The sequence below is a fragment of the Planococcus sp. FY231025 genome (assembly GCF_052078085.1).
In the GTDB taxonomy this organism is placed as follows: Bacteria; Bacillota; Bacilli; order Bacillales_A; family Planococcaceae; genus Planococcus.
Window position 1 is genome coordinate 150,873 of record NZ_JBQJJG010000008.1, and the last position, 21,786, is coordinate 172,658.

Consider the following 21,786-nt stretch of genomic DNA (forward strand, 5'->3'; position numbering starts at 1 on the left):
CGGCGCCTGTACGAGCCCTGGAGGATTTTCTTGTTTTTTATTCAGTTTCAATCGTTTCCAGCCGGCGCTTGTGCCACGTCCATGCGATAAAGATGAGCACAGCGCCAAAAGCGGCATACTGGAGAACGGGAGGGGCCACCTGAACAAAGCCGTAGACAGCAGCCAGTTCAAGAAAGACCGCCGGAACCTTGCCGATGGTGCTCGCGGCCATGAACGGCCAGGCGCGGATGTTCGTCAGCGCCGCCCCAGCTGTCACAAGGCCGGACGGCACAAATGGCAAGAGCCGCATCAATATAACGGCTTTAAACACCCGGCTGTCAGGTTGCCCATGCCAGAAGTTCCAGAAGCGATGGCGCTGCCAAGAGGACGCTGCCTTGGAGAATCCAAACCGGTACAGATGGAAACCAGCCAAAGCCCCAAAGATTTCCCCGAGCAGGGTCAGTGCGGCGCCGCCTTGGAGGCCGAAATTTTTAATGTTCACCGCGGTCATGATAAAACTTGGAATAAATCCGAGTGCCCCGGATAAAATGTTTGCGGCAAGAAGCAGCAAGAATCCCCCAAGTGTGATGAATATTTCCGTCATTAAAGGCCTCCTAAGACTCTTTATCGTATCTTTTAGTGAGTTTATATTTTATAGCAAATATGGTATTTATTTTTTATTGAAATTCCAGGTTCCCTGCATTGCGCCGTATCGATAAATGGAATAGGTAGAAAGGGGTTTATACTCTTAACTATACTCGGAAAGTGTCCGGAAAAGTGCATGTAAATTCGCGGACGTTCGTAAAGTCATTTAATACGTTTGCGAACGCTCTTTTCGGTCATATTCAGGCCTTTTTAAAGCGTTCGTATAAGTGTACTTTTACGAACGTTTATATTTACTTGGATTAGCCCAATAATTTAGAATTCATGCCTCAGTTAGTAAATCACTTATGCTTTGAGGAATGCTTTGAGGCGCGTGTTAATTGTTCCTTTTCCATGCACTAAAGCATTCCGTTTTTTAGGAAAGCGAGAGATATTCGGATATGATGCTGATGGTTTCCTCCGGATCACTGATATGGGGACTGTGGCCTTCGGCATCCATTAGGTGATATTCACTGTCTTTTATCTGGCTATGCACATACTCACCAACACGTTCTGAGGCGACCGCATCATTGCGTGTCTGCAGAATCAATGTCGGAACAGTGACTTTCTTCAATTCCTCACGGACATCCGATAGAAAAGTAGCTTCCGCAAAATTGCTGATGACATCCGGACCATTGTCGCATAATAGTTGCTCAAATTCAGCTATCAGATGAGGGCGTTCTGCGTTTTGCATAACGACCGGCGATAAAAAACCCGCAAATTCTTTAAAGTCGATTTTAATCATTTTCAGCATACCTTCGATTTCCGCTTTTTCAAACCCGCCTTGATAGTCCTGTTCATTCAGGAAATACGGCGAAGGCCCAATCATAATTAGATTCTTCATCAATTCCGGACGCTCAATCGCCGCCAGTGCACCGATCATGCTGCTAACCGAATGGCCGATAAACACGATATTTTCAAGGGATAAGGCATCGCATAATTCCAGTAAATCCTGTTTATAACCATTCAATGTCCGATACCGTTCCTTTTCATAAGCAGACTTATCACTTTTACCGGAACCGACATAATCAAACAGCACGACTCGATATTTCATTTCAAAAGCTGGGGCAATCTTGTCCCAGACATATTGGTCACAACCGAAGCCATGCGCAAACACCAGAACCTTCTCAGTCTGCCCCTTGATCCTTACATTATTTCTCTTAAGTATTTGTGCAGCTGTTTTCTTTGTTGCCGTCAAACTATATCGCCTCCTTTTGCTATTAGATCATCTTTATAAGTGAATAGAAGTAGAGCCTACTAAAAACTTATTGAATAACAAGATTTATTAAATTAGATTTACTTTATTTCTCTATTTTTCCAAAAATAAAGTACTTATAATAACTTATTTGTGAAGAATATTAATACTTTTAGAACTCTTTATATTGTACCATCAATGACATAGCGTAAAATATTTTGCGTAAATGAATAGGCGCTATTATAGAATTTCAACTAAAAGAAAGACCCGTTTGTTTTATTCCTAAAAATATAAAACTTAAAAGCTTTTTTAAATAATCTGAATGTATTCAGTTTACATAGCATGAAGTTATTGGAAGGGAAAAGCGAGAATTGAGCTTTTCTCTTTCTTTTCATCTGAAAAAGTGTACTTTGACAAGCACTTTTAAAAAGTTGAATTAAGTACGTTCTTTTTTTCAAATGGAATACATATTTTTAAACGCCACGTGCTTTTTCAGAAAGTGTCTTTATCTTCGTTTAGCCATTGTCCTAACTTGTCCGACGGCCTAATTCTTTCTGAATCATCTCAAGCTGGGCGGATCGAAGCTTGCGCTCGTATGGATCCGTTTCGGATACTGGCTTGGCAAGATAGTCCTCGTTATACTTGATTTCTAGGTAGAGAATGTCGGTAGTCTCCCTAACGGCATGCCGGTGGGACTTTTCCACTTCTGCTTCGATTTTTCCCAATTCATACTCTGCTGGATCTCGCTGAGCAATTTCGCTTTGAACTAGTGTTAGTGCTTTCAGATCCGGACTCTTTTCATTGTTCAATCGTGTTAGTCGCTCATACAACTTCTTATTCGTCATTTTTTTTACTTTCGCTTCATTGAATTTCGAAAATAAGTTCATCATTATCCTCCCCTAAAGCTCTGTTGGTGTAGTTACTAATACATTTCGTTCACCTAAAACGAAATTGGTTGTTCAAAACAGGAACGTTTACTGATAAGTACACAGTACCATAACGGAATCAACTCCTATAAACTTAATGAGACTTGCAAAGTTTAAGTCGCGCATGTTAATTGTCCCAGTTTCATATGTAATTGATTGTACTGGAATATTCACCTTCGTAATTCATATAAAGAGCACAAAAATGAAATGAGGGCTTTTGGAATGATTGGAAAACTATTTAAGAAATTTTTTTCTAGAGATTACGGCCTATTAGCAACAGATTTTGCCACATTATTAGGCTATAAAACATGGAAGGAAGCTCAAGGGAATACCTATGCCATTTTCTTTACGCAAGCGGATGACTGTTGGTTTGCGACAGAACTTCCTGACGGTCAATGGGCGGTGTGGATAGAAGAGGGAGAAATGCCATATCCATTTACGGTGTTTTCTACTTGGCATGAGGCAAATGGACATCTTCGGGGCTTGTTTGACGAAACCGCATTGCCAGAAAGTCATTGGATCATGGAAGCGTCAAAAAAGAAGTTGAGAAATTTAGTTGATAAAGAAACCCAAATACAAATCTTACTCCAGGGGAACGCCTTACAATTTGCTTGTGAAACATTGGGCGTGAAAGATATGCGAATTCGTGAATACTCCGAAGTTTTTACAGTTAGCATGGATGAAGTGTATGCCTATGCATTGAAACATGGTCTTCCGCAAAGTGGCTCGACACGCGAAGATATGCTGATTGAAGGCTTCCATTATTATAAAAAAGACGGCAAATGGCATACTTTTTTCAGGGAGAGAGGCCAGACATTCGACGAAAAGAATTTTGATGATGAGGAGCTTGGAAAAAGGTACATTATTAAAACCCTGGTTCAATTGAGTGGCACGGGACTGTACTGACACATATAAGTGCAAAGGGTCACTAGGCGTTAAGTTCTTAAGCTTTTAGCCAAGGTTTTTATGAGTTAATATATGAGGGGATTATCGGAAGTAGCAGTAATCCTAATAGCAAAATATAAAGAGGGGAAGAGCAGTGCTGTCGGCACTGATTTTTCTCTTTTGTCTATATAAGTGTGCTTTTTAGAACGTAATCGATATAACAAGAAGGAGAACCGTATCATAAGTAACTGAGGTTGACAATATTAAATAAACTCTAACTTATGCATGTTTTGTGCAAATATTAAAGATATACAGTTATGAAATCAAATCCTAATGTGTTCTTACGTCGATAAATCAAATTAACTCAGTTATTAAAACCTATCCAAAGTAAATAGGGTTTTGTCGATTGCTAAACACCGGTCTAGATTCTGTTATTTTGGTTGAATGCATTCATGATATAGCCACTGTACATATTAGAATAACCCAATCATTGAAATGATTGGGCCGAGTTTCCTTTGTCTTTTTTTTTCAAAGCTTTATAATGATAAAAGATGAATTTTTATTTGGGTTTTTCTCTTAAGGCATTTTTAAATACTGGGTTAAGAGAAAGCTTGAAGCATAGAAAGCGGGACTTAAATTAATGAAAAAAATTGGATTTGATTCAGAGAAATATTTGCAAGAACAATCAGCCTACATCCTAGAACGGGTACAGCAGTACGATAAACTTTACTTGGAATTTGGCGGAAAATTGATAGGCGACAAACATGCCAAGCGTGTCTTGCCTGGATTTGATGAAGATGCCAAAATCAAACTATTGCATACACTGAAAGAAAATGCGGAAATCATCATCTGTGTGTACGCTGGAGACATCGAACGAAACAAAGTCCGTGAAGATTATGGCATCACTTATGACCAAGATGTCTTGCGCTTAATCGATGAATACCGGGCATATGGCATTTCTGTCAATAGTGTGTTGATCACTCGTTATCAAGGGCAACCAACAGTCAAAGTATTTATGACAAAGCTTGAGAGAAGCGGAATTAGCGTCTGTATTCACCGCGAAATCGAAGGTTATCCGACAAACGTGGACGCGGTCCTTGGGGAAGAAGGATTTGCGACGAATCCCTATATTAAAACGATAAAGCCAATCGTGGTAGTAACGGCCCCTGGCCCAGGCAGCGGGAAGCTTGCCACCTGCCTTAACCAAATGTACCATGAGAATAAACTGGGAAATGAAGTCGGCTATGCCAAGTTTGAGACTTTTCCAGTTTGGAACTTGCCGTTAAAGCACCCGGTAAACATCGCTTATGAAGCGGCTACCGTCGATTTAAAAGACGTAAATATGATTGATAATTATCACTATGAAGCATACGGGAAAGTAGCGATCAATTACAATCGTGATATTGAGACGTTTCCTGTCATCAAACGGATTATTGAACGGATTACCGGCAAAGACTCTGTTTACAGCTCACCGACTGATATGGGGGTCAATCGTCTGAAATCGGGCATCACTGACGATAGCGTTGTCCAGGAAGCTGCCAAGCAGGAAATCATTCGGCGCAGTTTCATCGTAGAGAACGACTATAAAAAAGGGCTTGCTGATGAAGATAGTGTACGCCACATGCAAGTGATTCTGGAAGAGACCGGTTTAAAGAAAGAGGACCGGGCACCTGTATTGCCGGCCCGTAAGTACGCGAAAGCAATCCAAGCGCAAATGGATAGCACGAATTTACAAGCCGTAATTGCGTTAGAACTGCCGAATGGCGAGATGATCACCGGTCGAACGACCACTTTGATGGATGCTTCGGCAGCCGCGATTCTGAATGGGTTGAAGAAATTGACCAATATTTCCGATGAAATTGATTTGTTATCGCCGGTGATTCTGCAGACGATTCAACGGTTGAAAACCGATGATTTGAACAGCCGAGTCCCGACATTAAGCGCCAATGAAGTGCTGATTGCACTGGCAATTAGTGCTGTCACCAACCCTACTTCTGAATTGGCTTATAAGCAATTGCCAAATTTAAGAGATACACAAGCGCATTCCACGGTTATATTAAATAGGGAAAACGAACAGACCTTTAAGAAGCTTGGAATCGACATCACCAATGATCCGGTATATCCAACTGAGAACCTGTATTACAATTAAGTTTTGAAAAACGCCTGCCTTTTTCTTTTTCATAGAAGCCTAAGGCAGGTGTTTTTTCATATGCTAAAGTTGCTTTTTTCATTTCACAGAATATAGGAGGATCACATTATGATTCATAAATTCACCAAGAGAGCCAACGCGATGAAACCTTCGGATATGCGGATCATCTTAACCGCTTCAGAACAACCCGAATTGATTTCTTTTGCCGGCGGACTTCCAGCACCAGAACTGTTTCCTATGGAGGCCCTGAAAAAAGCAAGTGAAGCTGTTCTTAATGAAGACGGACCGGTTTCCCTTCAATACAGCCCGACCGAGGGGCATGCCCCTCTTCGCCGGAAAACGCTTGACCGAATGAAAGCAATTGGCATCCAGGCGAATTTGAACCAAGTCATGATCACGTCCGGTTCCCAGCAGGCGATTGACCTAACGGGCCGCCTTTTTCTGGATGAGGGGGATACAGTCATCTGCGAAAGCCCAACCTATCTGGCGGCGCTTAACGTTTTCAACATCTGCAATGCCAATATTGTAGACGTTGAGATGGATGAGAACGGCATGCTTATGGAACAATTGGAAAAAAGGCTTCAAGAAAATCCCCATGCAAAATTCATCTATACGATTCCTGATTTCCAAAATCCCACTGGCCGCACGCTGAGCCTGGATAGAAGAAAGCGGATGCTGGAGCTGGCTCAACAATACGACGTATTGATTCTGGAAGATAATCCTTACGGTGCCATCCGCTTTTCCGGAACACCAATTCCGCCGATCAAGCATTTTGATAAAGAAGGCCGTGTCATTTACATGAGTTCTTTCTCTAAAATATTCGCACCAGGGCTTCGGCTTGGCTGGATTTGTGCCGATGAAGTGATCATCGAAAAATACATGGGATTCAAGGAATCCGCGGATATGCATTCCGATGGCTTTGCGCAGCGGATCACTACGAAATACATGGAACAGAATGATATCGATGTGCATATTGAAAAGATCAATGCCGCTTATCACGACAGATGCAACACGATGCTTGCTTGCGTCAATCAATACTTTCCCGACGCGGTTTCCTGTGTGAGACCCGAAGGGGGATTGTTTATTTGGGTGGAACTTCCCGCCAATTTAGACGCGAGAAAGGTCTCGATTGCCTGTCTTGAAAACGGCGTCGCTGTATTGCCGGGAGACGCCTTTTTCGCAACCGGCTCACAACGAAATGCGCTTCGGTTAAACTTCTCAAACTCTTCAGAAGAACGAATTGTTGAGGGCATGAAGCGCATCGGAGAAGTACTGCATCAGGAATTAAGAACAGAAGCTATGGTGAAATAACCCGCCTTTTGCTTTTTCTCGAAGGTTGGGCAGTATGAACGATAATGGTAATGAAAAAGTTCGTTAGAAACTTGAGTTCCTCAGAAAATAGGTTACCTTCTCGAAGGGCATTTCAAATACGACAAAAAAGTATTCATAAAATTAGTTGGCGTATCATGCGATTGTCGGAAGTAACCCGTTCGAAAAAACCTCCGCAATCTTCTATATAGAAGATTGCGGAGGTTTTACATTGCTTTAAAAGCTATGGTCAGTTGCATAAAGCTTCCACTTTACCAACCTTCGAAAAAATCTCCGTTTGAGTCATGCACTTAATCGCGGTGCTGCTCGTAAAAGGTTTGCTTTGTCGCTTGCTTCGCCTGTGCAATCTCTTCGCCGGATACCGGAGTTTCATAAGCCGATACTGTAGCAGCAAGCTGCTCAGCGGAGCTGGCGCCGGCGAGGACAGACGCGACAGCCGGCTGGCCGAGCACGCTGTGGAGTGCAAGCGCGTGGAGGTTGCTGTTGATGTCCATCAGGTTCCGGAGGGTTTCTTTTAATTCTGCTTCTCCGTACGCCAGATACCCGTCTGCCCCTTCGGCCCGCTTCAGCCCGTCGTTTGTTAAGAGCCCTTTTGCCAAGGTGCCCCGTGTGACGACAGAACGGCCGCTAGCGCCGATTTCTTCAAGGTATTCTTCCGGACGGCGGTCCAACAGGCTGTATTGCATCATGATGCTGGCCACATCGCTTTTTGCCAGAAAGCGCCGGATGACATTCGGGCGGATGGACGAAATGCCGTATGCCCGGATGAGCCCTTCTTTTTTCAGTGATTCGAATGCATCGATCGTCTCTTCGGTATCGTCGCTCGCCATTCCGCCGTGCAGTTGGTACAGATCGATGTAATCCGTCTGAAGGCGCATCAGGCTGTTATGGATCTGATCCCGGATGTAAGCTCTTGATGCATTCCAGCGGACTTCGTCGGATCCGCTGCTCCATTGGTTGCCGACCTTCGTCGCGAGGATGATATCTTTTCGGTAATTTTTCAAGAGTTCGCCGACCAATTCCTCGTTTTTCCCTTTGTTGTACAGGTCAGCTGTATCAAAATAATTGATGCCGTGATGGAGCGCTTCTTTGATGATCGCCTTCGATTCCTGGAGATCCAACGGCAAGGACATGCAGCCCAAGCCGATTTCGCTTACCTCGATTCCGCTATTTCCTAGAATATTCTTCTTCACACTGCCACCTCGTTTAGTTTGTCGTTTCTCTTATGGTATACTTTGCGGTAGAGAAACCACAAATGAAAAGAGGATCCGCATGAGCAAATTCGAAGAAAAAACCACGCATTCGGAGCGTATCTATGAAGGAAAAATCATCAATCTGAAAGTGGATGAGGTTTTATTGCCAAATGGCCACTCGTCGAAACGGGAGCTGGTCGAGCATCCTGGAGCAGTAGCGCTGGTGGCCCTTACCGCTGAAAACAAATTGATCCTGGTCGAGCAATACCGCAAAGCGCTGGAGCGATCCATCATTGAAATCCCTGCGGGCAAGATTGAGAAAGGGGAAGACCCGGCGTATACGGCGATGCGTGAACTTGAAGAAGAAACCGGCTATACGGCGGATAAGCTGGAGCTGATCCAGTCGTTCTCGACTTCTCCGGGATTTGCGGACGAAGTGATTCATGTGTATGCCGCGATCGGATTGAAAAAATCGGAATCCGGCGCTGTCCTTGATGAAGATGAATTCGTCGAATTGATGGAAGTGACAATCGAAGAAGCGGAAGACATGATGAAAGACAACCGCATTTATGATGCGAAAACGGCGTTTGCTGTGCTTTGGGCAAAACAGAAATTGTTAAATGAGAATAGCAAGTCCCCTAAATTATAATCATTCTAATCAAAGAACGGTTATATATCTTGTAAATGAGAACGGTCTTTTGATATAATGAAGGCAGTTTAGGGAGGGCGTCGCATGGAAACTAGGATAGACCGTATAAAAAAACAATTGCATGCTGCGAGCTATAAATTGACGCCACAGCGTGAAGCGACTGTCCGAGTCCTGTTAGACCACGAAGAAGACCATTTAAGTGCGGAAGACGTCTACCTGTTGGTGAAAGACATTGCGCCGGAAATCGGGCTGGCAACTGTGTATCGGACATTGGAATTGCTGACTGAATTGAAAATTGTCGATAAAATAAATTTCGGTGATGGAGTGTCCCGCTACGATTTGCGCCAAGAAGGCGCGGCGCATTTCCACCACCATCTTGTGTGCATAGAATGTGGCGCTGTAGATGAAATACAGGAAGATCTGCTTGAAGATGTGGAAACCGTTGTTGAAAAGCGATGGAATTTCCAAATAAAAGACCACCGTCTTACTTTTCATGGCATCTGCTGGCGCTGTCATGATCGCGGCTCACAAGACCAAACGGAATGACCGGTGAGAAAAAGGAGGACGCCCCAGAAAGGCAGTCCTCCTTTTTCTATTTATGCAAAGGGAGGGATTTACGGTGAAGTACGCTAAAGATGCACTGGATGATTACCTGCATTTTCTGCGGGTGGAGCGGCAGTTAGCTGAAAACACGCTCGTTTCTTACGAACGGGACCTTAAAAGTTATTTGCAGTATTTGAAAGAAGTCGAACAGCTTGATTCTTTGCGGAAAGTGGAGCGTGTACATATTTTGAATCACTTGCGCCATTTGAAGGAAACGACGAAGACCTCGCGTACCGTTGCACGGCACATTTCATCGATCCGCTCGTTTCATCAATTCCTGATCCGGGAACGGGTGGTCGACAACGACCCGACGGTGCATCTCGAAATGCCACAAATGGAAAAGAAACTGCCGAACATCCTGTCGATCGAAGAAGTGGATGCGCTCATCGAAGCGCCTGCCCGCGACAAACCGAACGGCATACGGGACCGTGCGATGCTGGAATTGCTCTATGCAAGCGGCATGCGCGTCAGTGAATGCATCAATTTGGATATAGAAGACATCAATTTGACGATGGGCTTTGTCCGCTGTTTCGGCAAAGGCGGCAAAGAACGCATTATCCCGCTTGGCAAATCGGCCCTCGATGCATGCCGCAGCTACCTGGAGACAGCCAGGGGCCAATTGGTGAAAGAAGGAGCAGCAACCGATTCCCTGTTCATCAACCAGCGGGGCAAGCGGCTGACGCGGCAAGGCTGCTGGAAATTGCTCAAGCAGCATGCCCAAAAAGCCGGAATCCAGAAGGAATTGACACCGCATACCTTGCGCCATTCTTTCGCTACGCATTTGATCGAGAATGGGGCGGACCTCCGGGCCGTCCAGGAAATGCTTGGGCACGCGGATATTTCCACGACCCAAATCTACACGCATGTCAGCAAGACCAGATTGAAAGACGTTTATAGCCAGTTCCATCCGCGGGCGTAGAAAAAGCGGCGCAGACGGACGGTTTATGCCCTTGCCAGACAGCGGTGCCAGGCTCCAGAGCAACGCTGTCCAGTGGCCGGGAGTATAGATAAAAAATAAATCTTAGAAAATAGGTCTGACTTCTGACAAGAGCGCAGTTTGTGGTAATATAGAATCGTAAATAAGGAGGAACACAAATGACAAATAAACCTTTTGAACGAATTCACCTCGTGGTGCTCGACTCTGTCGGAATCGGGGAAGCACCGGACGCTGAAGCCTATGGCGACAAAGGGTCCGATACACTTGGGCACATTGCGGAAGCAGTTGGCGGACTTTCGATGCCGAACATGGAAAAGCTTGGGCTGGCAAACATCGTTCCCGTGAAAGGGCTTACGCCGGCGGAAGAGCCACTAGCACATTTCGGCAAATTACAGGAGGCTTCTGTCGGCAAAGATACGATGACCGGGCACTGGGAAATCATGGGCCTCAACATCGATACGCCGTTCAAGGTCTATCCGGACGGCTTCCCGGCGGAATTGATCGAACAGCTGGAAGAAAAGACTGGCCGCAAAGTCATCGGCAATAAACCGGCGAGCGGCACGGAGATCCTGGATGAACTGGGTGCAGAGCATATGGAAACCGGCGCCCTTATCGTCTATACGTCTGCCGATCCTGTTCTGCAAATTGCAGCGCACGAAGAAATCATCCCGCTCGAAGAACTTTACCGGATCTGCGAAATCGCACGTGAACTGACATTGTCCCCTGAATTTTTGGTGGGCCGCATCATCGCCCGTCCGTTCTTGGGCGAAAAAGGGGCTTTCAAGCGGACATCGAATCGCCATGACTATGCCTTGAAGCCATTTGGCCGCACGGTCATGAACGAATTGAAGGACATTGGCAAAGATGTGATCGCCATCGGCAAGATCAATGATATTTTCAACGGCGAAGGCGTGACAATAGCGCTGCGCACGAAAGACAATATGGACGGAATGGACAAATTAGCACAAGTTGCCGGGGAATCCTTTACGGGCATGAGCTTTTTGAACCTCGTCGATTTTGATGCCTTGTTCGGCCATAGACGTGATCCGAAGGGCTATGCGGAAGCGCTAGAAGCGTTCGACCGCAGATTGCCGGAAGTGCTCGAAGGGATGAATGCGGATGATTTATTGATCATTACAGCCGACCACGGCAACGATCCGACATTCCCGGGTACGGACCATACCCGCGAATTTGTGCCGCTGCTGGCATATTCACCGTGTTTTGATGGCGGCAAAGAACTGGCGCTTGGCAAAACTTTCGCCGACATCGGCGCAACGATCGCGGATAACTTTTCAGCACCGATGCCGCAATTCGGCACGAGCTTCCTGTCGAAATTGGATGGCGCGGATCGCTGAAACGCAGCAACCTGAACACAGCAAATGGATAGATCAAATCAGATTGAAAAAGGTGGGTATTTGCCATGAGAATGGTCGACTTGATCGAGAAAAAGCGTGACGGCCTGGAATTGACGACTGAAGAAATCCAGTTTATCGTCGCCGGCTATACAAAAGGGGAAATTGCCGATTATCAGATGAGTGCTTTTTTGATGGCGGTTTATTTCCAGAACATGACGGAGCGGGAACGCGCTGATTTGACGATGGCGATGGCGAACTCTGGAGACCAGATCGATTTGTCTGCAATCGACGGCATCAAAGTGGACAAGCATTCGACAGGAGGCGTCGGCGATACGACCACGCTCGTCCTCGGGCCGCTTGTTGCAGCGTGCGGCGTGCCGGTAGCGAAAATGAGCGGGCGCGGGCTCGGCCATACGGGCGGGACAATCGATAAGCTCGAAGCGATTGAAGGCTTCCACGTGGAATTATCGACAGAGGATTTTATCAAGCAAGTGAATGACATCAAACTTGCGGTAATCGGCCAAAGCGGCAATTTGACGCCTGCCGACAAGAAGCTCTATGCACTGCGCGATGTGACGGCAACCGTCAACAGCATTCCGTTGATTGCCAGCTCGATCATGAGCAAGAAAATTGCAGCCGGTGCGAATGCCATCGTCCTGGATGTGAAAATCGGGGAAGGCGCATTCATGAAGACAGAAGAAGATGCACGAGAGCTGGCCCATGCGATGGTCGGCATCGGAAATGCCACTGGACGCAAGACGATGGCAATCATCTCTGATATGAGCCAGCCGCTCGGCTTTGCAATCGGAAATGCCTTGGAAGTGAAAGAAGCCATCGAAACCCTTCAAGGAAAAGGCCCTGAAGACCTGACAGAGCTCTGCCTCGTGCTCGGCAGCCAGATGGTGGTTGTCGGCGGAAAAGCGGAAACCCTCGAGGAAGCCCGCGCGATGCTGGAAGAAGTCATTGCCAACGGCAAAGCGCTCGAAGTGATGAAGCAATTCATCAAAGCGCAAGGCGGCAATCCCGCAATCGTCGACGATGTCAGTTTGCTGCCGCAGGCGAAGTTCGTAAAAGAGATTCCGTCGAAGCAGGCCGGTTACATTTCCTTCATGGAAGCGGATGAAATCGGGACAGCTGCGATGGTGCTTGGAGCCGGAAGAGCGACGAAGGAATCGGAAATCGACTTGGCTGTCGGCCTCGTGTTGAACAAGAAAGTCGGCGATTATGTAGCGGAAGGCGAAACGCTTGCCACAATCTATGCCAATACAGAAGAACTCGCAGATTGCATAAATATGATATATAATAGTATAGAATATACAAGCGAACCGGTTGAGAAGACACCGCTGATTTCAGCGCTGATCACCGATTAAAATGGCTTGCTGGGTTTATTCTCAGCAAGTTTTTTTATATCCGTGAACGGGCCGTTCGTCATCTATAGGAGGGAAATCATGCATTTATATGGCACTCAGAAAATCAACGAGCAAGGGCATCTGGAAATCGGCGGAACGGATGCAGTTGAATTAGCTAAAACCTACGGCACGCCGCTTTTTGTTTACGATATCGCCTTGTTCCGTGAACGGGCACAGGCTTTCCAGAAAACGTTCGAAGAAGCCGGCATCGGCTATCAGGTCGCTTACGCAAGCAAAGCGTTTTCAAGCATTGCCATCTATCAGGTTGCAGCAGAAGAAAACCTGTCGCTCGATGTCGTTTCAGGGGGAGAATTGTATACTGCGTTGAAAGCGGGCTTCCCAAAAGAAAAGATCCATTTCCACGGCAACAATAAAAGCTTGGAAGAACTGGAGATGGCGTTCGAAGAAGGGATCGGCTGCATCGTGGTCGACAATTTCCATGAAATCGGCCAGTTGAAGAAAATTTCCGAAGACCGGAAACAACCGATGAATATCCTGCTGCGCGTGACACCTGGCATTGAAGCGCATACCCACGACTATATCACTACCGGCCAGGAAGATTCGAAATTCGGCTTTGACTTGAACAACGGGCAAGCAGACGACGCTTTCGGGCAGACGCATGAGCACGAGTATCTGAATTTACTGGGGCTGCATTGCCATATCGGCTCCCAAATTTTCGATACGGCGGCATTTCGCATGGCAGCGGAAAAGCTGATCGGAAAAATGTCGGCATGGCACCAGGAAACCGGCTATCTGTGCCCGGTCCTGAATCTTGGGGGCGGCTTCGGCATCCGCTATACCGCAGAAGACGAACCGCTTGAACCGTCCGTGTATGTCAAAGGGATGATTGAAACGGTCAAGGAAACCGCAGCAGCAGCCGGGTTCCCGCTTCCGGAAATCTGGATTGAACCGGGCCGGTCGCTTGTCGGCGACGCCGGCACGACGCTTTATACCGTCGGATCGATGAAGGAAGTGCCAGGGACGCGCAAATACGCGGCTGTAGATGGCGGGATGTCGGACAATATCCGTCCAGCGCTTTACGGGGCGAAATACAGTTCGCTGGTCGCCAACAAAGCGGAGGCAGCTTTGACCGAGCATTATACGATTGCCGGCAAATGCTGCGAATCCGGCGATAAACTCATCGAAGATGCCGAACTGCCACGATTGGAAGCCGGGGATATCCTGAGCGTCTTCTGCACCGGCGCCTATGGCTATTCCATGGCGAGCAATTACAACCGCTTGGCGCGCCCGGCTGTCGTGTTTGCGGAGGATGGCGGGCATCAGCTGGTGGTGAAGCGTGAAACGCTTGAAGATCTCATCGGACAGGACATGTCTTACCGGAAACAGGTGAAAAGCTGATGAACCGCGTCAATGTTACGCTGCTGATCATTCTGCTGCTAATGGCTATCGGATGGGGCGTCGTTTACTGGCTCTTTTTCGCCGAAAACGTGATGTAGGGGCGGCTCCGGCAAACTTGAGTTATTTCCCGATCTATAGTAGGATGGAAAAAGCCGCTTAAAGACGAAAATGAGGGATTGAATATGTTATTCAGATATAAGAAATCTTTTGAGAAAATCGCAATGGGGCTTCTCTCGTTCATGCCTAAAGAGCGAGAGCTGAAAAAATTGCAGCAGACGATGCATATTTACGAAGAAAATCCTGATTGGCAATTGTTCCTTTGGAAAACAGACGATGATTTTGTCGGGCTCCTCGGAGTGGAAGTCGGCGACGACTTCTTCACGCTCCATCATGTGTCGGTCAACCCTTCCCATCGCGGGGAAGGCGTCGGACAGGCGATGATCGAGAAGATCCAGCAGATTATGCAGGGCAAAGAAATGCGCACAACAGATGAAACAGCGGCGTTTATACAGAAGTGCCTAGAGAAAAAAGCGCAAATTTGATCCTGCAAAAACTTATGAAAGAGTGCCGGGTTTCGGCACTCTTTTTTATGTTATATAAATATAATGATGTTGCGTTGGCAGCAGCCAAAAGAAAACAGCGTCCCCGAAAAAAGGGGCGCTGCTTTTGCAACTTTCGAAGCAGGCTTTTTATTAGAGTTCCAAATTGCGCTTTTTCCGCTGCTCGCGCAGATTGATGATCGAAGAGCGGTCGCGCAGCCGGTGCTTATGCATGATGAAATGCGGGTCCTGCTCTTTTAACGGGTGCTCAAGCATATATGCCGCAACGCTTTCCTGCAGTTCCTTGGAAATGACAGGCAGCTGAAACGGCTGGAAAGGTTTTCGTTCGGTTACGGCCTTGATGGCGCAGGAAATCTGATCGATGAGTTCCGAGCGGTCGAAGCCCTCCACCCAAATGCCGGCATCCGACAGTTTGGCCTTGGAGCGGATGAACGAGCGGAGTGCCCCCGGATAATTGCTCCTTCTCCAGTGATACATGCCGACAGCCACTTGGATCCAGCCGGTCAAGGGGTGCATCTTGTCTTTCGGTGCCAGTGCCTTCCAATACTCCTCGCCGACTTCATGGCATTCAAAATAATCCTTCTCTATATTGAAATGAATAATGTATTGGATAAAGAGCTTGTGTTGGAGTGGGTGCATTTTGAACCCCTTTCTACTATAATAAAGTGAATGGTTTCTTTTTGGATTGCGAGTCAAATATACAGTCAGGTGGCGAATCATGTCATACGAAGTGAAAGTAGAGGCTTTTGAAGGCCCGCTAGATTTATTATTGCACTTAATACACCGTTTGGAAATTGATATTTACGATATACCGGTTTCTCAAATCACTACACAGTATATGGAACATATCCGCGCACTGCAAGTGCTGGAACTGAACGAAGCGAGCGAATACCTCGTCATGGCGGCAACGCTCCTTGCGATCAAGAGCAAAATGCTGCTGCCGGTCCACGAAGGCGATATGGACGATATCTCCTTCGAATTCGACGAACAGGACCCGCGTGAGGAGCTTGTATCGCGGCTTGTGGAATACCGCAAATTCAAGGATGCTTCACTTGCCCTGAAGGAAATGGAATCGCACCGCTCGGCGATCTACACAAAAGCCCCGATGGATTTGACCGATCTGCAGACTGCTGCCCCTCCAGAAAACATTGACTTGGAGGTCAATGCCTACGACATGCTCGGCGCCTTCCAGAAGATGCTGCGCCGCAAACAGCTGAAGGCGCCGCTTGCTGCCCGGGTGGCGAGGCAGGAAGTTTCGATCAAAGACCAGATGACGTCCATTGTCGGCCGGCTGAAAGCCAATAAAGGGCGAACGAAATTCACTGAGCTGTTTCCTTCGGACGACCGGACCGTGTTGGTGGTGTCGTTCCTGTCGGTCCTGGAGCTGATGAAGCGCCAAGTGATCGGAGTGGAGCAGGAGAAAAATTTCACCGACCTGATGGTGGAACTGAAAAAGGAGACGTGGGATTATGATGACGACTCTTTCGAGTAAAATAGAAGCGTTATTGTTTGTCGCAGGAGATGACGGGCTGACAATGAGCCAGCTCCAATTTTTGACGGAAGCGGAAGCACACGAGATATCAGCAAGTGTCGATAGTTTGACACAGAAATATTCAAGCCCGGAAACCGGCATTATGCTGAAGGAATTGGCAGGGGTTTATCAGCTGGTGACCAAGCCGGAAATGGCGGAGACGATCCAGAAGCTGGTGGAGAATCCGACCCCCCAGGCCCTTTCGCAAGCCTCGCTGGAAGTGCTGGCGATTGTTGCATACAAGCAGCCGATCACGCGCCTTGAAGTTGAAGACCTCCGCGGGGTGAAGAGCGAAAAGCCGCTTCATACCCTTGCGGCTAAAGGGTTGATCCAGGAAACCGGCCGGGCGGAAGGCGCCGGACGCGCCATCCTTTACGGCACAACGATGGAATTCCTAGACTATTTCGGTTTGAAGGATCTGGGCGAACTTCCGCCGTTGCCGGAGGAAGAGGCGGCAGATGAGGAAGAGACAGATCTGTTCATGACGAAATTCCAGGAAACATTCAAAGAGGAAGTTGAAGTTTAAAAAGCCTGTGGAAGAAGACTGTGGATGCCAAACAGTCTTCTTTCTCTTTTTGCGAAAATGTGACATAATTCCGAGAGAGACGAACGGATACAAGAATGTTTACAGCAATCGCGCTTCCGCTTTTCTATGGGAGGCAGCAGCTGCCTGTTTGGCGGTACTGCTGCTTTCCAGCAAAACTATCAATGAGGTGAACTTATGGAGAGATTACAGAAAATGCTTGCGCATGCAGGTGTAGCATCCCGACGCAAGTCGGAGCAGTTAATATTGGATGGGAAAGTCAGAGTCAACGGGAAAGTGGTCAAGGAACTAGGCACGAAAGTAACCCAGAACGATACGATTGAAGTCGAAGGGGTCCAATTGGAGAAAGAACAGAAAGTCTATTATCTCCTCTACAAGCCGCGCGGCGTCATTTCGGCCGTTACGGACGATAAAAACCGCAAAGTGGTGACGGATTTCTTCAGCGATATCGAAAAACGGATCTACCCGGTCGGCCGTCTGGATTACGACACGTCGGGCTTGTTGATCATGACCAATGACGGCGAATTCGCCAATTTGCTGACGCATCCGAAATTTGAAATCGACAAGACGTATGTGGCCCGCTTGAAAGGGATCCCGACAAAAGAGGATCTGAAGAAGCTGGAACGCGGCATCAAACTGGAAGACGGCATGACCGCGCCGGCAAAAGTGAAGCTGCTGTCGGGCGATAAGAAAACCGGCAAAGCGATCGTCCAGATCACCATCCACGAAGGCCGCAACCGGCAAGTGCGCAGAATGTTCGATGCCATCGGGTTCCCGGTGCAGAAACTGAGCCGCGAGCAGTTCGCTTTCTTAACCTTGAAAGGGCTGAATGCCGGCGAATCGCGGGAATTATCAGCGCATGAAGTCAAGCTTCTCCGCGTCATGGCTGAAACCGGGAAGCGGGTTTAACGTTCACAAACCCTTCAAATGTGGTTTTTTTTCGCCTCGGAAACTTTGCTATAATTGGATTTGCATCCAGACCTCGAAGGAGGAAGTACATTGAACGAGAAAAAAAACAAGAAAAAACAAAACCGTCTGATCATGCGCTCTGCCATTCTATTGGTGCTGATTGCGGCGATCGTTTATACCATCTACAATAGCGTCACGGCTAAAGACGTGACGATCCTGGAGCCGGGCGACGAAGCGCCGAACTTCTCGCTCACCGATTTGCAAGGGAACCAGCACAAATTGTCCGATTATAAAGGGCAAGGCGTCTTCCTGAATTTCTGGGGCACTTGGTGTGAGCCGTGCAAGGAAGAGATGCCGGCTATGGCCAGCCAGTATGCCGACTACAAGGACAAAGGCGTGCAAGTGCTTGCCGTGAACATCGCCCAATCGGATTTCGAAGTGAAGAGTTTCGCCGACCAGTACGGCCTCACGTTCCCTGTCGTCATCGATAAGACCAAAGACGTCATGACCGCCTATAACATCCGTCCGCTGCCGACCACGGTTCTCGTGAACCCGGAAGGCAATATCGAACGCATCATAACGGGTGAGATGACAGAACAAGACATCCAAGGCTATATGGAATCAATCAAACCTGAATAAGGAGTTTTTTCGGATGGAGAAAATGCAATGCAAGTGCGGCCATATGAATCCGCCCGGAACTGTTCTTTGTGAATCGTGCGGGCGGTCTTTGACTGAAAAAGAACAAAACAGCAAACTCGTCGATATGCGCTACGAGGGAACGGCGAGAAGGTCGCAAACTTATAACAAATCGATCGTCGACAAGATCTGGAATTTCTTCTCCAGCGTAAAAGTCGGCGTCAGCATTATCATCGTGCTTCTCGTAGCAGCAGCCATCGGCACCATTCTGCCGCAGGAAGAATACGTCGATGTGCCGGTCAGAACACCTGAAACGATTGAAGCTTATTATTCGGATGTCTATGGAAGCATCGGGAAAGTCTATCATTTCCTTGGCTTCCATGACCTCTACGGATCCGTGTGGTTCATTATCCTTGTCGGCATGCTCGCGATTTCGCTTATTGTCGCAAGTTTGGACCGCTTTGTGCCGCTTTACCGTTCATTGAAAAACCAGCGCGTGCTTCGGCATGCCAGTTTCATGAACAAACAGCGCATCTTCGCGGAAGGGCCCGCTTCAGCGGATACCATGAAGTTGGCTGAAGAAAAATTAAAAGAATTGAAGTACAATGTCACGACCGATAAAAACGGGCTTCTTGCAGAGAAGGGCCGCTTTTCCCGTTGGGGCCCTTACGTCAACCATATCGGATTGATCATCTTCCTGTTCGGTGTCATGCTTCGCATGATGCCGGGGTTCTATGTTGATGAAACGCTCTGGCTGCGCGAAGGCGAAACCCGTGCGATTCCGGAAGCTCCCGGCTATTCCCTCGAGAACAAAGGGTTTGTCGTCGAAAATTACACAGGCGAAGATGAAGAGGCGAAGTTCGGTGAAGCGCTGGACCGCGTAGGGTCTGTCGCGAAAAACTACCAGACGGACATTGTCCTCTATAAAAAGCCTGAAGACAGCCTGCCTGGGGCAACGGATATGGAAAAAGTGAAAGAGTATCCGATCCGCGTCAACGAACCGTTGAAATTCGACGGCTATGCGGTTTATCAGATGGATTTCAAACAGAACGAATTGAAATCGATGACATTTTCTTTGTTGAACAAGGAAACGGAAGAAACGTTCGGCGATTTGACGGTTGATCTGGTCAATCCGGACAAAGAATATGAATTGGAAAATGGCAGCAAAGTCAAATTGCTCGGCTATTATCCGGATTTCTCCGGCTTCGAAAATGGTGAACCGCAGACGGCTACGCCGCTTCCGAACAATCCCGGACTGTTGGTGGAAATGACCACCCCGGAGACGCCGGAAGGGGAAACCAGCTTTATCACCATCCAGAACACAGTGGAGCCGTTTGGGGATAACCAGTACAAACTGGCCTTCCAAAGCGCGGAAACGCGCGATGTTTCCGGTTTGACCATCCGCAAGGACCGCACATTGCCGATCTTGGGCTTGGGCGGCCTGATATTCATGATCGGGGTCGCACAAGGGATGTACTTCAACCACCGCCGATTCTGGATCCAGCAAAAAGCGGACGGCGGCATCATGCTCGCCGGACATACCAATAAGAACTGGTTCGGCTTGAAGAAAGACCTGGATCAGGTAACCGAATATGCGGCGCTTCCTGCCTATCGGGACCAACAGGAAGCAATGGAAAAACTGGAGAAAAAGGAAGGTGAACTGACGTCATGAGTTTAGCTGACATTAGCGCGAATTTATTATACGTGGCCTTTATCGCCTACCTGATTGCGACTTTCGTTTTCGGTGGAGCGGTAAAAGGCAATAAATCCGGTTCGTTCAAATCGGAAGGCCGGTGGGGGAAAATCGCATATGCGATCACAGTCCTCGGCTTCCTGGCAAACCTTGGGTATTTCTTTACCCGCTGGGGCGCAACCGGACATGCACCGCTCAGCAATATGTTCGAATTCACGACGGCATTCGGCATGACGCTTGTCGGCGGATTTATCATCATTTATGCCTTATATAAAACGCCAGTGGTGGGAATGATCGTCCTGCCGATCGCATTGCTGATCATTGCGTTCGCCAGCATGTTCCCGAGCGAAGTGAGCCCGCTCATCCCGGCGCTCCAATCAAATTGGCTGGCAATCCATGTCAGCACCGTCGTAATCGCAGAAGGAATCCTCGCCATCAGCGCGGCTGCCGGTTTGGCCTTTCTGCTGAAAGAAGTGGATATGACGAAAAAGTCGAAGCAGCGCTTCTGGCTTGAAGCCATCATGTACTCGCTTGTTGTGGTGATGGGCTTTGTCATCGCCAGCACGTATTTCACGGCGACCGGCTATGAAGCCGAATTCAGTTACGTGGATAAAGACGGCGCTGAAGCCGCAATCACGTATAAAATGCCGCCGATCTTCGGCATGAATGAATACACTCAATTGACCGAAGGCACCATGACGCCGCTGGCAGAAACGCCGGCAGTTGTCAACGCCAGCAAACTGACGACGGTCGCGTGGTCCTTCCTTGTGGGGACAGTGCTCTACTGGCTGATCCGTTTGGTGGCGCGCAAAAGGATTGCCGCAATTTTCAAGCCTTTTGTCAAAAACGTCAATTTGCAGCTCATGGATGAAATCGGCTACCGGGCCGTCATCATCGGCTTCCCGCTGTTTTCACTGGGGGCGCTGATTTTCGCCATGATCTGGGCACAGATTGCCTGGTCCCGCTTCTGGGGCTGGGATCCGAAAGAAGTATGGGCATTGGTCACATGGCTTTTCTACGCCGCCTACCTGCATCTGCGCCTTGGGAAAGGCTGGCAGGGGGAGAAATCCGCTTGGCTCGGCGTGGTCGGCTTCGCGATCATCATGTTCAACCTGGTGGCAGTCAACTTGATCATTGCAGGGCTGCACTCATACGCTTAAACTCCAAAAGCCTTTTCCGGAAACGGAAAGGGCTTTTGCCTTATAAGGCGAGTTATGCCAGTTTCCGATGATTCCGGAAAAGCTGCGGGCCGGTCAATGCAACCTAAGCCTTTTCAGCTAGTGGAAAAGGCTTTTTATTTATT

21 protein-coding genes are annotated in these 21,786 nt (G+C 47.8%); 16 read left to right on the forward strand and 5 right to left on the reverse strand.

All coding sequences use genetic code 11. From position 1 onward, the window contains the following. Positions 1-37 precede the first annotated feature (37 nt). The 3 genes from ACTL32_RS12440 to ACTL32_RS12450 all read right to left on the reverse strand — a co-directional run bounded on the left by ACTL32_RS12440 (position 38) and on the right by ACTL32_RS12450 (position 2,703). A complete protein-coding gene (locus tag ACTL32_RS12440) occupies positions 38-583 on the reverse strand; it encodes a TVP38/TMEM64 family protein (RefSeq protein ID WP_441341777.1) in 546 nt (181 codons plus the stop codon). A 414-nt stretch (positions 584-997) separates the two neighbouring features. After that, entirely contained in the window at positions 998-1,819 is an 822-nt protein-coding gene (locus ACTL32_RS12445) for an alpha/beta fold hydrolase (protein ID WP_441341778.1), read from the reverse strand. Between the two features lie 524 nt (positions 1,820-2,343). Next, positions 2,344-2,703, reverse strand: a complete 360-nt coding sequence (locus ACTL32_RS12450) for a hypothetical protein (protein WP_441341779.1) — start codon at positions 2,701-2,703, stop codon at positions 2,344-2,346. Between the two features lie 261 nt (positions 2,704-2,964). On the opposite strand from ACTL32_RS12450, the gene ACTL32_RS12455 reads away from it, so the two are divergent. From ACTL32_RS12455 to ACTL32_RS12465, 3 genes are all read left to right on the forward strand, one after another. Then, positions 2,965-3,648, forward strand: coding sequence for a hypothetical protein (locus ACTL32_RS12455; RefSeq protein ID WP_441341780.1), 684 nt, complete (start codon positions 2,965-2,967; stop codon positions 3,646-3,648). A gap of 619 nt (positions 3,649-4,267) precedes the next feature. Next, the gene (locus tag ACTL32_RS12460) at positions 4,268-5,776 is read left to right on the forward strand and encodes a DUF1846 domain-containing protein (protein ID WP_441341781.1); all 1,509 of its coding nucleotides are present in this window, start codon (positions 4,268-4,270) and stop codon (positions 5,774-5,776) included. A 108-nt stretch (positions 5,777-5,884) separates the two neighbouring features. Further along, a complete protein-coding gene (locus tag ACTL32_RS12465; RefSeq protein WP_441341782.1) occupies positions 5,885-7,087 on the forward strand; it encodes an aminotransferase-like domain-containing protein in 1,203 nt (400 codons plus the stop codon). A gap of 308 nt (positions 7,088-7,395) precedes the next feature. On the opposite strand, the gene ACTL32_RS12470 is transcribed toward ACTL32_RS12465, so the two are convergent. After that, positions 7,396-8,298: an aldo/keto reductase gene (locus ACTL32_RS12470; RefSeq protein ID WP_441341783.1), complete on the reverse strand. Its 903-nt coding sequence runs from the start codon at positions 8,296-8,298 to the stop codon at positions 7,396-7,398. A 79-nt stretch (positions 8,299-8,377) separates the two neighbouring features. Between ACTL32_RS12470 and ACTL32_RS12475 the strand changes: the two genes are divergently transcribed. The 7 genes from ACTL32_RS12475 to ACTL32_RS12505 all read left to right on the forward strand — a co-directional run bounded on the left by ACTL32_RS12475 (position 8,378) and on the right by ACTL32_RS12505 (position 15,152). Further along, positions 8,378-8,947, forward strand: coding sequence for an NUDIX hydrolase (locus ACTL32_RS12475; RefSeq protein WP_441341784.1), 570 nt, complete (start codon positions 8,378-8,380; stop codon positions 8,945-8,947). Between the two features lie 84 nt (positions 8,948-9,031). Next, positions 9,032-9,493 (forward strand): ferric iron uptake transcriptional regulator, encoded by a 462-nt coding sequence (gene fur, locus ACTL32_RS12480; protein WP_441341785.1) that lies wholly within the window; start codon positions 9,032-9,034, stop codon positions 9,491-9,493. 52 nt (positions 9,494-9,545) lie between these two features. Next, positions 9,546-10,469: a site-specific tyrosine recombinase XerD gene (xerD, locus tag ACTL32_RS12485; protein WP_441341786.1), complete on the forward strand. Its 924-nt coding sequence runs from the start codon at positions 9,546-9,548 to the stop codon at positions 10,467-10,469. 176 nt (positions 10,470-10,645) lie between these two features. Continuing rightward, on the forward strand, positions 10,646-11,842 hold the full coding sequence (deoB, locus tag ACTL32_RS12490; protein ID WP_441341787.1) for a phosphopentomutase: 1,197 nt from the start codon (positions 10,646-10,648) through the stop codon (positions 11,840-11,842). 65 nt (positions 11,843-11,907) lie between these two features. Beyond that, on the forward strand, positions 11,908-13,212 hold the full coding sequence (locus ACTL32_RS12495; protein ID WP_441341788.1) for a pyrimidine-nucleoside phosphorylase: 1,305 nt from the start codon (positions 11,908-11,910) through the stop codon (positions 13,210-13,212). A 78-nt stretch (positions 13,213-13,290) separates the two neighbouring features. Beyond that, complete coding sequence (lysA, locus tag ACTL32_RS12500; RefSeq protein ID WP_441341789.1) at positions 13,291-14,610, forward strand: diaminopimelate decarboxylase; 1,320 nt, start codon at positions 13,291-13,293, stop codon at positions 14,608-14,610. A 182-nt stretch (positions 14,611-14,792) separates the two neighbouring features. Next, a complete protein-coding gene (locus ACTL32_RS12505) occupies positions 14,793-15,152 on the forward strand; it encodes a GNAT family N-acetyltransferase (RefSeq protein WP_441341790.1) in 360 nt (119 codons plus the stop codon). 150 nt (positions 15,153-15,302) lie between these two features. On the opposite strand, the gene ACTL32_RS12510 is transcribed toward ACTL32_RS12505, so the two are convergent. Further along, positions 15,303-15,809, reverse strand: coding sequence for a DUF309 domain-containing protein (locus tag ACTL32_RS12510; protein ID WP_441341791.1), 507 nt, complete (start codon positions 15,807-15,809; stop codon positions 15,303-15,305). A gap of 79 nt (positions 15,810-15,888) precedes the next feature. Between ACTL32_RS12510 and ACTL32_RS12515 the strand changes: the two genes are divergently transcribed. The 6 genes from ACTL32_RS12515 to ccsB all read left to right on the forward strand — a co-directional run bounded on the left by ACTL32_RS12515 (position 15,889) and on the right by ccsB (position 21,643). Next, entirely contained in the window at positions 15,889-16,662 is a 774-nt protein-coding gene (locus ACTL32_RS12515) for a segregation/condensation protein A (RefSeq protein ID WP_441341792.1), read from the forward strand. After that, the gene (gene scpB, locus ACTL32_RS12520) at positions 16,640-17,227 is read left to right on the forward strand and encodes an SMC-Scp complex subunit ScpB (RefSeq protein ID WP_441341793.1); all 588 of its coding nucleotides are present in this window, start codon (positions 16,640-16,642) and stop codon (positions 17,225-17,227) included. The genes ACTL32_RS12515 and scpB overlap by 23 nt, the downstream gene beginning before the upstream one ends. 195 nt (positions 17,228-17,422) lie before the next feature. Continuing rightward, the gene (locus ACTL32_RS12525; RefSeq protein ID WP_204892368.1) at positions 17,423-18,154 is read left to right on the forward strand and encodes a pseudouridine synthase; all 732 of its coding nucleotides are present in this window, start codon (positions 17,423-17,425) and stop codon (positions 18,152-18,154) included. A 90-nt stretch (positions 18,155-18,244) separates the two neighbouring features. Beyond that, the gene (resA, locus tag ACTL32_RS12530) at positions 18,245-18,793 is read left to right on the forward strand and encodes a thiol-disulfide oxidoreductase ResA (RefSeq protein WP_441341794.1); all 549 of its coding nucleotides are present in this window, start codon (positions 18,245-18,247) and stop codon (positions 18,791-18,793) included. Positions 18,794-18,806: 13 nt separating this feature from the next. Continuing rightward, entirely contained in the window at positions 18,807-20,462 is a 1,656-nt protein-coding gene (resB, locus tag ACTL32_RS12535; RefSeq protein ID WP_441341795.1) for a cytochrome c biogenesis protein ResB, read from the forward strand. Continuing rightward, positions 20,459-21,643 carry a c-type cytochrome biogenesis protein CcsB gene (ccsB, locus tag ACTL32_RS12540; protein WP_441341796.1) on the forward strand — a complete coding sequence of 395 codons (1,185 nt, stop codon included), beginning with the start codon at positions 20,459-20,461 and terminating at the stop codon, positions 21,641-21,643. Before resB ends, ccsB begins: the two co-directional genes overlap by 4 nt. The last annotated feature ends 143 nt before the right edge of the window (positions 21,644-21,786 follow it).